General features: G+C 50.7%; 11 protein-coding genes and 1 pseudogene. 9 read left to right on the forward strand and 3 right to left on the reverse strand.

Annotation, left to right across the window (positions count from 1 at the left end):
- The first annotated feature begins 80 nt into the window (after positions 1-80).
- The 5 genes from dinB (at position 81) to FTO70_RS14105 (ending at position 7215) form a co-directional block, all read left to right on the forward strand.
- Positions 81-1187 carry a DNA polymerase IV gene (gene dinB, locus FTO70_RS14085; protein WP_255336393.1) on the forward strand — a complete coding sequence of 369 codons (1107 nt, stop codon included), beginning with the start codon at positions 81-83 and terminating at the stop codon, positions 1185-1187.
- A gap of 68 nt (positions 1188-1255) precedes the next feature.
- Entirely contained in the window at positions 1256-2353 is a 1098-nt protein-coding gene (locus FTO70_RS14090; protein ID WP_255336394.1) for a radical SAM protein, read from the forward strand.
- 48 nt (positions 2354-2401) lie between these two features.
- Entirely contained in the window at positions 2402-3310 is a 909-nt protein-coding gene (locus FTO70_RS14095) for an MBL fold metallo-hydrolase (RefSeq protein ID WP_255336395.1), read from the forward strand.
- A 213-nt stretch (positions 3311-3523) separates the two neighbouring features.
- Positions 3524-5917: a nitrogenase component 1 gene (locus FTO70_RS18070; protein ID WP_255336396.1), complete on the forward strand. Its 2394-nt coding sequence runs from the start codon at positions 3524-3526 to the stop codon at positions 5915-5917.
- Positions 5914-7215 (forward strand): nitrogenase component 1, encoded by a 1302-nt coding sequence (locus FTO70_RS14105; RefSeq protein WP_255336397.1) that lies wholly within the window; start codon positions 5914-5916, stop codon positions 7213-7215. The genes FTO70_RS18070 and FTO70_RS14105 overlap by 4 nt, the downstream gene beginning before the upstream one ends.
- Positions 7216-7351: 136 nt before the next feature.
- Here the strand turns inward: FTO70_RS14105 and FTO70_RS14110 are convergent, their stop codons facing one another.
- On the reverse strand, positions 7352-8185 hold the full coding sequence (locus FTO70_RS14110; protein WP_255336398.1) for a winged helix-turn-helix domain-containing protein: 834 nt from the start codon (positions 8183-8185) through the stop codon (positions 7352-7354).
- A gap of 855 nt (positions 8186-9040) precedes the next feature.
- Here FTO70_RS14110 and thiC point away from each other — a divergent pair.
- Entirely contained in the window at positions 9041-10288 is a 1248-nt protein-coding gene (gene thiC, locus FTO70_RS14115) for a phosphomethylpyrimidine synthase ThiC (protein ID WP_255336399.1), read from the forward strand.
- 247 nt (positions 10289-10535) lie between these two features.
- Here thiC and FTO70_RS14120 read toward each other — a convergent pair whose 3' ends face one another.
- Complete coding sequence (locus FTO70_RS14120) at positions 10536-11069, reverse strand: hypothetical protein (protein WP_255336400.1); 534 nt, start codon at positions 11067-11069, stop codon at positions 10536-10538.
- A gap of 573 nt (positions 11070-11642) precedes the next feature.
- Positions 11643-12518: a PAS domain-containing protein gene (locus FTO70_RS14125; protein WP_255336401.1), complete on the reverse strand. Its 876-nt coding sequence runs from the start codon at positions 12516-12518 to the stop codon at positions 11643-11645.
- Between the two features lie 226 nt (positions 12519-12744).
- Here FTO70_RS14125 and FTO70_RS14130 point away from each other — a divergent pair, with 226 nt between their 5' ends.
- From FTO70_RS14130 to FTO70_RS14140, 3 genes and pseudogenes are all read left to right on the forward strand, one after another.
- Positions 12745-13116: a DUF2769 domain-containing protein gene (locus FTO70_RS14130; protein ID WP_255336402.1), complete on the forward strand. Its 372-nt coding sequence runs from the start codon at positions 12745-12747 to the stop codon at positions 13114-13116.
- Between the two features lie 958 nt (positions 13117-14074).
- Positions 14075-14719, forward strand: a complete 645-nt coding sequence (gene mtbC, locus FTO70_RS14135; protein ID WP_255336403.1) for a dimethylamine corrinoid protein MtbC — start codon at positions 14075-14077, stop codon at positions 14717-14719.
- A gap of 36 nt (positions 14720-14755) precedes the next feature.
- A pseudogene (locus tag FTO70_RS14140) lies at positions 14756-14918 on the forward strand ([dimethylamine--corrinoid protein] Co-methyltransferase); the annotation flags it as partial.

Consider the following 14918-nt stretch of genomic DNA (forward strand, 5'->3'; position numbering starts at 1 on the left):
TAATATTTTCACACTGATCTGTTAATACTTTCACACAGCTTTCTCAAGCCTTTTCTACGGGCAGCGGTTATTTTAAGGTAATGCCTGCCCCCAATCAGAAAACGAGCGACTTTAAAAAGCGGATAACCCTCCATGTGGACATGGACAGCTTCTTTGCCTCAGTTGAGGTCAGGGAGCGCCCTGAACTGAAAGGGCTGCCTGTGGTGGTGGGCTCCGACCCGAAGGGAGGCTCGGGCAGGGGGGTTGTCAGCACCTGCTCGTACGAGGCCCGCAGGTACGGAATCCATTCGGCCCTGCCTATTTCAAAGGCATATAAGCTCTGCCCTGAAGCGGTCTTTTTGCCTGTCAACATGAAGCTTTATGCGGGGGTCTCGGTAGGGGTCATGGAAGTTCTCAGGGGGTTTGCGGAAAAGTTCCAGCAGGTCAGCGTGGACGAGGCTTACCTGGTGCCCGGGCCCGAGGTAGAAAATTTTGAGGAGGCTGCCCTCCTTGCCCTGCGGATCAAGGACGAAATCCAGAAGCAGCAGGGGATCACCTGTTCCGTGGGGGTCGGGCCGAACAAGCTAATTGCAAAGATTGCTTCGGGTTTCCAGAAACCTGACGGCTTGACCGTTGTCCGACCCGAAGATGTCCGGGAATTCCTTTTTCCCCTGCAGGTCTCAAAAATCCCCGGGATCGGGGAAAAGACCACGGAATCCCTGAAGGAAATGGGGATCTCCACGGTGGAAGAACTTGCAAACTGCGATATCCAGCTCCTCAAGTCCAGGTTCGGGAAAATGGGGCTCCAGATGAAGCAGATGGCAAACGGGCTCGATTTCGGGGAGGTCAGGGAAAAGGAAGACGTAAAGTCCATCAGCCGGCACGGGACTTTTGAGGAAGACACAAATGACCCTGTAAAGGTCTTCGGCTCCCTGGACACACTCAGCGAAAGCGTTCACGGCTCCCTCCTGAAGCACAATTTCCTTTTCAAAACAGTGACCCTGGTAGTGCGCTTTGAGGACTTTTCCACATACACGCGCTCAAGAACGGTTCCTATCTGGACCTCGGACCTCTTTGTTATAAAAAGGACGGTCCGCCAGCTCCTCTCCGAGTTTTTGGGGGGCAGAAAGTTCAGGCTGGTGGGCGTTGGGGTTGCAAAACTCAGGGAACGGGACGAGAGGCAGGCCCTGATTACGGATTTCCTTTAAGAGGCTGTGGATTAGATAGCCTTTGATTAGATAGCTTGTGTATCAGGGTGCTTTAAGGGGATTTTTTCATGGAAAGACTGCCTGCAGGAATGGCCTGCAAGGAAATTAAGGTGAATTTTAAGGCAAATTGTATCGAAATCGAGGCCAAAAGCGCCCTTCACCGGCTTTCCCCGCTTGAAAAGCGCCTGCCCTATTCCTGGGACCTGAACGTCTACAGGGGCTGCGGGCATGGGTGCAGGTACTGTTATGCCGTCTATTCCCATGGGTATATTTGTCAGAGGGAGGGGCAGAGGAGGGCCGAGAAAAGAGATTTTCCGGGGCCGCAAAAGCAGATAAGTGATTTTTTCCCGCAGTCCTCCCCTGAGATTTCCCCGCAAGTTTCCAGCAGCCAAAAGTGCGGCCCTGTCCCTGTTTCAGGCAGCTTTTTCCGTGATATCTATGTGAAAAAGAACATTGCAGGGCTCCTGGAAAGGGAACTTTCCTCCCCTGCATGGAAAAAGGAGCTCATCAACCTGGGGGGCGTTACGGACAGCTATCAGTCGGCTGAGAGGAAGTGCCGCCTGATGCCCGAGGTGCTGGAAGTCCTGCTGAGGCACAAGAACCCGGTGACCATTTCCACAAAATCCGACCTGGTCCTGCGGGACTTTGATCTTATTGCCGAACTGGCCGAGCGGACCCGGGTAAATGTGGCGGTAACCGTTACCACGCTGGACGAGCAGGTCCGGAAAAAGCTCGAGCCCGGGGCTCCGGACAGTGAGAGGAGGTTTTCTGTCCTCGAAGCTTTTTCAGAAACAAAAGCTACAGTCGGGCTGCACATGATGCCGGTCCTTCCGGGAATTACCGACAGTCCCGAAAACCTTGAAGGAATCCTTGCCAGGGCAGGGGAAATTGGGGTGGATTATGCCCTTTCGGGGCTGCTCTTCCTAAAAGGAGAAACAAGAACTGAGTTCATGAGCATTATCGGGGAAGAGTTCCCTGGACTCCTTGCTTCCTATAAAAAAATGTACATGGGTGGGCGGGATGATGAACAGTACAGGGCCAGCCTTTATTCCGAAATCTGCAGGCTTAAAGCAAAGCATGGGCTGGCTGAACACAGGCTGGCTGAACACAGACTGGTTGAACATAGGCAGGCTGAATACAGGTTGGCTGGAGACGCGGATTTTTAATTCAAAACCCGGAAAAAGGATTTTAGCCGGGAGCCCCAATAGAAACACATGCAGATTGAGATCCTGGGGAGCGAGTCTTTCGGGGCAAGGTCCCTTGCCTGCGTCGTAAAAACGGGGGAGCAAAACATCGTGATCGATCCGGGAGTTGCCCTTGCCCGTTTCCGTTCAGGCCTGCTGCCCCACCCCAGGGAGGTTGCAGCGGCTGCCCGGATCAAGGAAAAAATCCTTTTTGCCCTTGAGGGAGCCACCGACATCGTGCTCAGCCACTACCACGGGGACCACATGCCCATGCGGGCCGAAGACCCCTACCAGCTCCCTGTAGAAGCCCTCCCACCCCTGGAAGGTGCCAGTTTCTGGTGCAAGGGCCCGGAGAACATTTCCCAGCTCTCTGCCAGGAGAAGAAAAGAACTCTCAGAATTCTTGGGCTTTCCCCTCCCGAATTCCGAAGGCGGGAATTCCGGAGGCATGTGTTTTTCCTCCCCTGTCCCCCACGGGGCCCGGGGTTCGGGGTTTGGCTCGGTGATGATGACCTGCGTCAGGGAGGGACACGAGGTCTTTGTCCACTGTTCCGACATCCAGCTCCTTGACAGGGAAGCGGTCCTTGCCGTGCTGGCCTGGAAACCCACAACGGTTTTTTCCTCCGGCCCTCCCGTTTACCTCTCTCACAGGGTCCCGGCAGCCGGAAAAGAAGCTTTTGAAAATGCTCTCCTCCTGGCCGAAAGCGTGGACACGCTGGTCCTGGACCACCACCTGCTGAGGTCTTTCGGAGGCTACCGCTGGTTAAAAGAGCTTGCCGGGAAGACAGAAAACAGAGTGCTCTGTGCGGCGGAATTCATGGGAAGGGAGCCGGAACTGCTTGAAGCACAGCGAGCCGCCCTTTATGAAAAGGTACCTGTTCCCCCGGGCTGGCACGAAGCCTATGCAAGGGGAGAGACAGGGTTTGGAGGGTACCTTTGACAGGAATTAACGGGATTTTTCCAAAGCAAAAGGAAATACGGGCCCTGCCCGGGAATGGTCAGAAAAATGCCTTTAAGTCGGAAATATAACCTTTAATTTTTTATGCTTTAGTCATAATAATTCGGGTATGCCCATCCAAACAGGAAAAACAATTAATTCTCTTTTACCGGGTTTTTGCCCTTCTAATTCAGACAAGGAAGCGGGGGAAAAACCGTGATCCAGGTCGCCCTCTACGGGAAGGGAGGTATAGGCAAGTCCACGGTTTCTGCCAACCTCTCGGCTGCCCTTGCCAGTTCGAAAAAGCGGGTCCTGCAGGTAGGCTGCGACCCGAAACACGATTCCACTCGTCTGCTCCTTGGAGGAGCGGGCATCCCCACAGTGCTGGACTATGTGCGCGAAACTCCCCGGGAAGCGCAGCAGCTTGAAGCCCTGGTCTTTGAAGGCTACGGGGGCACTGCCTGCGTGGAAGCCGGGGGGCCGAAACCCGGGGTTGGCTGTGCGGGCCGTGGGATCCTGAGCAGTTTTGAGGTCTTAAAACGCCTGGGGCTCAGGGCTTCTTCCTTTGACGTCGTCCTTTATGATGTGCTCGGGGATGTGGTCTGCGGCGGGTTTGCAGTCCCTCTCAGGAAAGAATATGCAGATGCGGTTTTTCTGGTGACTTCCGGGGAATACATGGCCCTGTACGCAGCCAACAACATCCTCCGGGGTATCCGGAATTTCGAGGACGCAGCCCCAAGGGTTGCAGGCATCATCTTCAACGGGCGGGGAATTTTTGCCGAGGAGGAAAGGGTCTTTGCCTTTGCCCGGGCAGTGGGGCTGCCTGTGCTGGCGTCCATCCCAAGGGACGAAGTCTTTTCCCGGGCTGAAAAAGCCGGAAAGACCCTGATAGAAGCTTTCCCTGCCTCTGCTCCTGCAGGTCTTTTCAGGGAGCTGGCAGGGTATGTGGAAACCCTGGAAAAGGACCGGAACCTGCTCCATCCCGCCAACCCCCTCGGTGACCTTGAGCTTGAAGCCCTGGTGCTGGGAAGGCGGGAACGGCCCTTTATAAAGCCTTTCGGCACAGGTCCTGCACCCGGAAAAAAACCTGGTGCTAAGCCTGGTTCCCTCAGCCTGGAAAACAGGTATTCCGCAGAAATCTGCACTGAGATACCTGAAGTTCAGTCTGCAGAACTATCTTCAGGAATTTCCGAAAAGAAGTCCGTAGAAATCCCCTCCGGAATTCCCGAAGCGCAGTCTGTAGAAATCCCCTCCGGAATTCCCGAAGCGCAGTCTGTAGAAATCCCCTCCGTAACTCCCGAAGAAGTGTCCGCATCATCCCCGGCGTCACCTCCCACCAGGCCCCCCCTTTACGGCTGTGCCTTTTCAGGGGCTGTGACTGCGACTTTTCAGGTTGACGATGCCGCCACGGTCCTGCACGGGCCGGGGAGCTGCACCCATATCACGGCCGATGCCCTTGCCTGCTCTTATTTAAGGGGCAGGGGAAGAGCTGTCCCCACAGGTGCGGAAAAGCAGACCCCTGGCCTCCTGCCGACAGATATGGAGGAAGAGGACGTCATCTTCGGAGGGCTCGAAAAGCTTGAGAGGAGAATCGAAGAAGCCCTTTTGACCGGCTGGCAAACGGTCTTTGTGGTGAACACCTGCCCCGGAGGGATCATAGGAGACGACATAAGAGAGGCAGCCTCAAGAGCCGAAGTCCGTTTTCCAGGAGCCAGGGTCATCCCCGTCCCTGTGGAAGGGGTCCTTACGGGAGACTTTTCGACCGGGCTGCTTGAGGGCTGCAAACGGGTTGCCGACCTGATTGACCCTTCCGTCAGGCCCGAAAAAGGCCTGGTCAACGTGATCGGGGAAAGGAGCTTTTTCCTGCGGGGGGAGGAAGACTTCCGTACGGTCGAGAGGCTGCTCAAAAGGCTGGGGTACGGGGTCAACTGCAGGTTTTTAAAAGGGACAGATACCCTTTCCCTTCGCTCCTTAAAAAAAGCGGAAATCAACCTGCTTGCCTGCGACGACCCCGAGACCCGGGCCCTGCAGGCATACCTTTCCGGGCGTTTCGGGCTTGAGTTTTTTGAGCTTCCTTTTCCTGTGGGTTTCCGGGAAAGTTCCCTCTGGGTAAAAGCCCTGGCAGCACGCCTGCTTCCCGGAAAGGACCCCTCCCCCCTGCTGCAGGAGCAGGAAAATGCGTACAAAGCAGGAATAGGGAAATATGCCCCCCATCTCTCGGGAAAGAGCGTGCTCCTGGTGAGCTACAGCGAGGACATTGGCTGGGTCCTGGACACGATCCGGGACCTGGGAATGGAAATCCTCAAGGTCGGGATTCCGGTCTCGTGTTTCGGGAGGGAAAGTCCGGGCCTCCTGTCCCGTGAAGGCTTTCCGGTAGAGAGAAACTATACGGATGCAAAGAGGGCAAAGGATGTCAGGGGCCTCAGGCCGGACCTGGTCCTTTCGAGTTATGTCCCTTCGGCCCCTGAGGAAGGAGTGCACTACGATACTATCCCCTTCTCCCCTCAGGTGGGGTTCCTGAGCGGGCTTGAACTTGCAAAACGCTGGAGTACGCTTCTGCGGCTGCCGGTTACGGAGGGATGGAAGTATGACGGAGGTGATGAAAGTTGATTTTTTCCCCGGACGCTTTTACGGGTTCTATCCTGGCGGTGGAAGGCATCAGGGATGCGGCTGTGATCCTGAACGGGCCTACAGGGTGCAAGTTATACCACAGTTTTTTCTCGGACAGGCAGTTTCCCCGGGAAAGTTCACATGACCCCATGGCATTCCAGGACGAGTTCTATTTCGGGCAGCCCAGGGTCCCCTGCACCTGCCTGGAAGGGGAGGACTTCATCCTGGGCTCCCTTGAAAAGTTTGAAAGGGCACTTGCAGCAGTGGCAGCAAAAGAAACAGGCTTGCTTGTGGTGATTAACTCTCCGGGAGCAAGCCTTGTGGGCGACGACCTGGAGAGTGTAATTAAAAAGGCAGGGCTGCAGGACCGCTGTTTTGTGATGGAAAAACCGGGTTTTTCCCTTCCCGCAGCCCGGGGCTTTGAAAATACCGCCCTTGCCCTGCTCGAACACATGAAACTCCGGCCCCTCCCCCACCCCCAGCCTCTCCATCACTTTGCCTCCCCTAAAAAGGTGAACCTGATAGGGCTTTCCCTGCTCCACAAACACTGGGAAGGCTCGGTTGCAGAAATGAAGCGGCTCCTGGCTTTCCTGGGCCTGGAAGTGGGAGCTGTTTTCCTTGCCGGAACTTCCCTCGACGAAATCCGGGAATCGAGTGATGCAGCCTGCAATATCGTCCTTTTCCCCGAATACGGCAGAAGGGTTGCGGAGTGGTACCGGGAACGTTTCGGGACCCCTGCCGTGTTTTCGCCCCTGGGGGCTCCCCTGGGGTTTGATGCGAGTGAATGCCTGCTGAGGGAAGTTGCAGCTGTCCTGAATATCGACCCTGCCCCTGCCCTTGCGGAAGTCAGGAAAGCCAGGCAGGCCAGTTACCGGCAGATTTCACGTTTCCATTCGTTCTCAGGGCTCCCCAAAGGAGCCAGCTTTTCAATCAGGGCCGAAAGCTCCCTTGCCTTCCCCCTTACACACTGGCTTTACTCCTACCTGGGCATGGCCCCCCTTGCAGTAAGACTGCTTCCCGGAAGCGACCCTGAAGCATCATCATCTCTCAAGGCGTTTCTGGAGGAAAAGGGCTTTTGCGAAGCCTGGGAAAGGGACCCTGCCCTGGAATCGGCTGATATTGCCTTTGCTGACGCCCATACCCTGCAGCTTTTAAAAGCAAAGGGGTGCTGCAAAGCCGGAATCGAAATCGCCCTTCCGGATGGAGGGTACATCCACTTTATCCCAAAAACGTATCTGGGTGTTTCGGGAGCCCTCCTCCTCCTCGAAGAAATCATAAACGGGCTGCGCTCCACCTGAATAGCTGCCGGTTGAAGAGAAGAGAGGAAAGAGAAGAGAGGAAAGAGAAGAGAGGAAAGAGAAGAGAGGAAAGAGAAGAGGAAAAATACCTGCAGTAGCCTTTTCAGCTGTCTGGAATCAGGAGTTTTCCCCGGGGTTATTTGGGAGTTTCACATACACCTGTTCCGACAGCGTTTTCGAGGTTGTTAATTTCAGTGACCTGTTCGGAAAGGTTTTTGTAATACTCGAAGAGTTCTTCGCCCCAGGCCAGGGCTCTGGGGTCAAAGCTTCTTACGTATTTCCGGTCAAAGACCGCTTTTTTCGGGAAGAGGGCTATACCCATGAAAATATCCGTAACCGTAAGGTTTGGGGTCCTTTCGCAGTCCCTGCATACAAGGAGTTCGGTATTTTCCAGATTTATGAACTGCTCGGTTATTTCCCTGTAGTCTTCAATCCACCTTTTCAGAATTGATTCAGGGAGGATGATGGAAACCTGGGCCCCATTTCTGGCAACCTCAATGTAAAAGGAAGGGAAAAGTGGATGAAAATATGAAATTATTGCCTTTATTTTCTTTGCTTTTCTCATATTTTTGGCAAATTCGGGGATCAGTTCGAACATGTGGTCTATTTCAGGTTCGACTGTGGTGCAGTGCCCTAACTCACTGAGTCTTCGCATGAGGGAAGGAGGAATCGATCCCATATCCCTGTCTGCCCAGTAGTCCGCGTTTTCCTCAAGCACGGCAAGGGTTTCCACCAGAGGCTGCATCTTTTCGACCACTATTTTCCCGATATCCGTAAGTTTGTAGAGGTCTTTATCCTGAGCCACAAGGTGCTGTTCCTTGAGCTTTTTTATCTGGGGCTGAACCGCTGTTGGACTGGCTTTAAGCCGCTCTCTCAGTGTTTCAAGGTTTTTTGGGCCTTCCATCAGGAGGAGGAGCACATTCTTTCTTTTATCAGATAAAAATATCAGGTCCAGTAAAGGGGTTTCCATATCCATGCACCGGGCTTTGGCTTATCCTGCATTTTTCCATCTGCACGTAGATATTTAATGATCAATAGGTATATAACATTATAACAAACGGGAATTATAAAGTCTTATAGAGTATTATAAAGTCTTGCAGATGGAATTAGATTATATTTTTTCCTATATTATAAAAATATGTGTGTTTATGTTCCGTTCTTTCTTTTCTGCCTGATACTCCCGGGAAAAAACCGGGTTGATACAAAAAAGCTGCATCCGGGATTTTGATTTCACCCGGATTTGGATAGGACACATGGGGAGATTGCTGGCTTGATCCGTTTGTTAGTTCAATCAAATTGCGTGCCAGCATAGTGAACTACCCCTCCATGCCATTTCCGGCAAAGCCGGAAATGGCGAGGAAAGGGGTCCTCTCGCCTTAAGAGATAAATTCGCCTTGTCAATCTTCTCGCGCGTTTACAGGCTTTAAGGAAAAAGTGTGAATCTGTTAGCTGCCCTATCTCCCTCCTTTTTGTTAACCTATAGATTAATTACCTGGAACATGAGCTATAGTATAAAGTTTGTAAATATAATAATGGTAATATAATGATGTAATAACGGACTTGTGCGGTTGAACCGCCAGATCTCCCTGTATGCCTGATATACTCTGAATCTTTCCGTAAAGAGTCCATGAAAGGATGGGCTCTATTCGAAGTAACGGAGCCGGAGTCGAATAATTGAATCGGATTCATTGGCAGGACTGTTCAATGACAGGGCTGATTCGAAATCATAGAACCGGATTCGAATGACCTGGTTCAAAATAACGGACCGGAATATCAGGTTTCATCAGGGGAGATTTCTACTTTAAAAAAAGAGTGAGGGGAATACATGAAATCCACGCAAGTTGACCATGCCCGTGCCGGAAAGCTCACCCCTGAGATGCAGAGGGTAATTGAAAATGAAAATATTGATGAAGAAACACTGCTCTCGCGTGTGGCTGAAGGAAGCCTCGTTATAATGACAAGGGAGGGCTGCCCTCCGGTAGCCATAGGCAGGGGTGCCAGCACCAAGGTGAATGTCAACCTGGGCACTTCGGCTGTCAGGATCGATCCGGATGCCGAGCTAGAAAAGGTGAGGATCGCAGAAAAATACGGGGCTGATACCATTACCGACCTTTCCATGGGCGGGGACATCCGCGCCATACGTGCAGGCGTGTTTGAGAACAGCAGGCTTCCCATCACCACGGTCCCCATCTACCAGACGGTTGTGGAGTGCGGGATGAAGGACCTTACGGAGGGCGACATCCTCTCATACCTCAAAGCCCATGTGGACGAGGGTGTGAGCTCCGTGGTGCTGCACTGTGTGGAAAAGGCAACCCTTGAGAAGCTGAAGGGCGTGGGGAGGGTGATGGGGATGGTCTCCAAGGGAGGTTCCCTGACCAGTGTCTATATGCTTACAAATAGCTGCGAAAACCCCTTCATAGAGCACTTTGACGAGGTCATCGAGGCCCTCAGGAAAAAAGATGTCGTCCTTTCCCTGGGAAACACCATGCGAAGCGGCTGCATCCATGACCTCAGGGACGGAGCCCAGCTGATGGAGATAGAAGCCAATGTCCGCCTTGCGAAAAGGGCAAACGAGGAAGGTGTGCAGGTAATAATAGAGGGCATGGGCGGGCATATCCAGGCAGCCGAGATCCCGGAACACGTGAATTTATACAAATCAAGGTCAGCTTTCCCCCTCTTCGTTGCAGGTCCCCTGCCCACGGACGTAGCCCTTGGCTATGACCATATCGCAGGTGCGGTAGGGGCAAGCATGGCAAGCGGGGCAGGGGCGGACTACCTGTGCTACATAACCCCTGCAGAACACCTCTCCCTCCCGAACCCGGAGCAGGTAAGGGAAGGGCTGGTCGCTTTCAGGATAGCTGCCCACATAGGGGATTCCATGAAATACGGGATTAGCAAAAAGGACCTGCTGCTTGCGCAGAAGCGTGCCCATTTTGACTGGGAAGGGCAGATCAAGCTTGCCCTTGACCCCGACAGGCCGGGGGACATGTGCCCCAGGACAGGCCCCTGTTCCATGTGCGGCGAATACTGCGCCATAAAAATAATGGGAGATTACCTCGCAGGCGGCAAATGAAACCTGATAATTTCTCGAATAAATGATCCTGAATAAGGACTCTGAATAAGTGATGCCTGATAACGGATACCTGATAACGGATACCTGATAACGGATACCTGATAACGGATACCTGATAACGGATACCTGATAACGGATACCTGATAACGGATACCTGATAACGGATACCTGATAACGGATACCTTATAAAGGTTACATTTATTTTCTTTATTTTTTATACAGAACCGGGAATATTTATTCAGAGCATTTACTCATCCCCAAAGCGGTGGCGAATCGAATCGATTGATTCGATTTCAAATTTCTCCGCACCAACAAGACAGGATCCTTCAAAATCACATGTCCAGATAGGGTATGCTGAATGTTTCTCCACAGTTTCTTTGTGGAACTCCCTTACTGGAAGTGATCGAAGGTTAACATATTTGTCCAGTTTTAGGTCCAGGGTATCATAAAGAATTTCAGTTAATTCGTTCAGTAAATTTAACAGTACTATGGTTCGCTGGAATTCTGGATTCCACAACCCGATTCTTTCTACAATTTCTTTTACCTTGATATACTGCTCATACTCCCACACATCAAGTATATCATTATTGAAATGCCTGGATACTATCTCATAAACGCCTGGAATATTAACTATTGATTGAGGAGGTTCCTCGTTAAGAAGTGTATCTTTATTGAAATTTTTGGATACTATTTCGGAAACGCCCGGAATATTAACTATTGATTGAAGAGTTTCCTCATTAAGACGTGTGTAAAGAATTCTGTCAAAATCGTCCTTTGTCATTTTGCTATAGTTCATGTATATCGCCAGTATTGCGTAAAAATCCTGAAGGAGAGAAGAATGTTGATCTCTAATGAAGTTTCCTTTTTTGAACGGTCACAACATAATATAACAGCTTAGCCTTATGACCTTCAGGAGCCTTTCAGGTTTCCTGTTGATCTGGAAGTTATTATTTTCCTTAATTTTTCCAACCGCATACGTCCGGATCAAACCATTTAAGGGACTTATATCTCTCGTATATGAAGAAATTCTTCCGAAACTTTGTTTCCCAATGCATATGAACTCAGGCAGACAGAAATAAAAGCATAGTTACAGGATCAAAAACAGAGTATCAGGATCAGATTTCGGAAAAGGGCCGTTGAAAAACCAGGAATGGTTACGGAAGACGGCGGCAGTTTTTCTGGAAAAAGTGGACTCAGGAGCTCCCGGATGAAAGGGCCGTACCGGTAAAATGTACCAGGAGCCCTCCGGGCTTTTCAGAGTATTTCAGAGTATTTCAGAGTATTTCAGAGTATTTCAGAGTAATTCCAGGTTATTAGTGGCTTTCAAGGACTTTAAATAACTTTTAACGGCTATTCATGGCTTTTTTACCCTTTCGGTTATGTCCTGGATGATGCCCTGGAAATGGGTCACTTCCCCGTCCTCGTTGCGCTGGATAAAGGTCTTTTCTTCTACCCAGCGGACTTCTCCGGACTTTGTGAGGATCCGGTATTCGCGGGAAAACTCTTTTCCGCCTTCTTCGCAGTTCTCCTCAAGTTCGAGTTCGACAAGGAGGAGGTCTTCGGGGTGGACGATCTTTCCGTAGAGGACCCTGCCGGAGATGAAATCTTCCGGGGTGTACCCGAACTGCCGGACGTTTTCGGACACGTAAAGCGTGGGCCAGTACTTCTCGGCTTTCCAGAGGAAAACGACCATGGGGCTGTTGTTGATCACGGTCTCAAGCGCTTTCTGCCGCTCAAGCAGGGCTTTTTGCTTTTCCATGAGGGCTTTCTGGCTCTCAAGGGCATCTCTCAGAGCTCTTTCGTTCCTGATCTCGGACGTGACGTCCCGGACTATCCCCTGGAAATGGGTCACTGACCCCATTTCATCGCGCTGGATAAAGGTCTTTTCTTCCACCCAGCGCACCTCTCCTTCGCCCGTAAGGACCCTGTAGCGCTGGACGAAATCGTCCTTTCCGAGCTGGCAGCACCTGGTAAGTTCGGTCCGGACCCGGTCAATGTCTTCGGAATGTACGATCCCGGCGTAGTTGATCCTGCCAGTCAGGAAATCTTCCGCACTGTACCCCAGCAGGCTCACATTTTCAGAAACGTATTCAGCAGGCCAGTCCTCTTCCGTCGTCCACAGGAAGACCATGACCGGGCTGTTGTTGATCACGGTTTCCAGGATCTTCTGCTTTTCCAGTGCCCTCTCCAGTACCTGTTCGTCACTTTCAGCTAAATGATTGAAACCCATCGTATTCCCTCATTCTCCAGATCCCTTTTGGATTCAAAAAACCCTTAATTGCCTCAGGCAAAAATGTACTTTTAAAACCTTCAACCTATATGTAATATATTTTGACCTCTTATAAAATGATGTCCTTTCGCACACATCGCACACAGGAAATCTGGAAAAACCTGGAAAAATCTGGAGGAATATTCTGGACTCTGAAAGCACAGCCGGAAAAAAAGAGAATTCCGTAATGACAGAAACAAAGGAATTCCCGGGGGAGACACCCGATATTATCCGGGAAGCCAGGGAAAGGTATGGAAGGTATTTCGGGATCTGTAGCTCGTACCACCACCTGAAAGCCTGCCTCTGCAAAAGTTGCCCATCTTATCCCGGGGGCGCAGGGATGTTCTGTGCCAGGGATAAAATCCCGGGACAGGGAAAAAAAGTGGGATGCCTCTGTGAAACTTGCGAGCTTTTAAAAAAATTCCGGCTTGAAGGCGACTATTTTTGCCGGAAGGAAGAAAAAGCAGGATTTTCCGAAGAAGGACAATGGACTTCCCTGAACCGCTGCATAGAGTCTCAAGAATGTAATGGAGAAACCAGGATGTGTGTATTGAAATAACTTAAATGGTCATCCGAATAACTTAAATGGTCATCCGAATAACTAAAGTGTTTAGTCTTTTTGGCATGTAAGTAAATTTTTCAGTTACTTTTCAGTCATCTGGATGACTTTTTTAGTTAGTCCAATGTACTTCCCGGTCATCTGGCTGCTCGTTTTGCCGTCCGTAAACATTTGGAAAAGCCGGCCAACTTCGCGGCCGGTGAGAGCTTCGGTACCTGAAAAGCAAATCGAAAATGGTTTTTAGGGCACTGAAATATAGATTTTTTTGCCGCACTGCAAGCGGTTGTAGCCAGCTTGCAAGCCTACCTGCCTGCCTTCCAGGAAAGAAAAAAACCGGTTGCTACCTGAATATGTGGAAAGGGCCTGAAAACTATGGAAAGATACCCGTGCCTGGTTGAGAAATACTTATCTTGACCCCGAAAACCATTTTTGGTCCCGGCGGTGCAGGATACCTCCGCCAGCTTGCTTGGAGGCGTCTCCCCTGAAGAAATAAAAAAGAGATATGAAAAAAGAGCAATTAAAAAAGAGATATGAAAAAAGAGCAATTTTCAGGCTGTAGAGTTAATATCTATATAAAATATTTTCCAAACTAGATTCTCTCTTTTTTGTTTACGTCCTTACCAATTTCCCCGGCAGTTTTTACTTTTTACCCTCTCTTCTTTTTGCTTCTTCAGGACTTCGAGTTTTTACTTTTTACCCCAGCCGGGGTATCAATTAATGTGACTGAAAATTTCAACGCCTTTAAAAAAACTCATGTCTTGAGCCCTGCGCATTTGTCCTGCCTTCTCTAGCTGGTCTTTCAGATACTCCTGGTGCGTTCAAATTCCAGGCTTTTTTGAAGAAACAATATGGGCTGGGCTATATAATTAAACCCATATAATATGTATAATCAGAAATTGGATTCAGCGTTGATTTCCCAGATGCCGAATCGGTTTTCTGAAGTAATGGAGGTTTAAAAATGGCAACTAAGGAAGAACTTATTCAGGAACTTTCTAATGCGATTATTTCCTGTAAAAAGGACACAGTGCTTGCTGCTGTAGAGAAAGCAAAGCAGGTTATGGAACCCGCTGAAATCATTGACAAAGGGCTTGCTGCCGGTATGAACCAGGTAGGAATTCTTTTTGAGAGAGGGAAACTTTTCCTGCCCCATGTGATGATGGCAGCCGATGCAATGACTGCAGGTGTCAAGGCCCTTGAAGCCGATATGCCGGCAGGCAGCGGGAGCAAAAAGCTTGGGGTCATCGTGAACGGGACTGTTGAAGGAGATGTCCACGACATCGGCAAGTCCATTGTTTCCACCATGCTCCAGTCTGCTGGTTTTGAAGTCCACGACGTTGGAAGGGACGTGCCTCTTAGGGATTTTATCGAGAAGGCAAAAGAGGTTGGTGCAAACATGATAGGCTTATCAGCTCTCATGACAACAACCCTTCCCGGGCAGAGGGGAGTTATCGAACTCCTCAAGGAAGAGGGGCTCAGGGACAAAGTGAAGGTCATGGTCGGAGGCGCACCTGCAACCCAGGCCTGGGCCGACAAGATCGGGGCAGACTGCTATGCCGAAAACGCTAGTGAAGCCGTAGCAAAGGCAAAGGAACTGCTCCTTTAAACCTTCTTTTTCTAATACGCTAATGGAGGATACAAAATGGCAACCGAATACGCTTTGAGGATGGGAGACGGTAAAAGGGTCTTCCTGACCAAAGAAAAGATTCTCGAGGAGATTCAGGCAGGTATGGCTGACGCTGCCGACCTCGGTGAAATCCCTGACCTCAGTGCCGATGAAATCGACAGGCTCGCAGAAATCCTTA

This window comes from Methanosarcina sp. KYL-1, from assembly GCF_024372725.1.
Taxonomy (GTDB): Archaea; Halobacteriota; Methanosarcinia; order Methanosarcinales; family Methanosarcinaceae; genus Methanosarcina.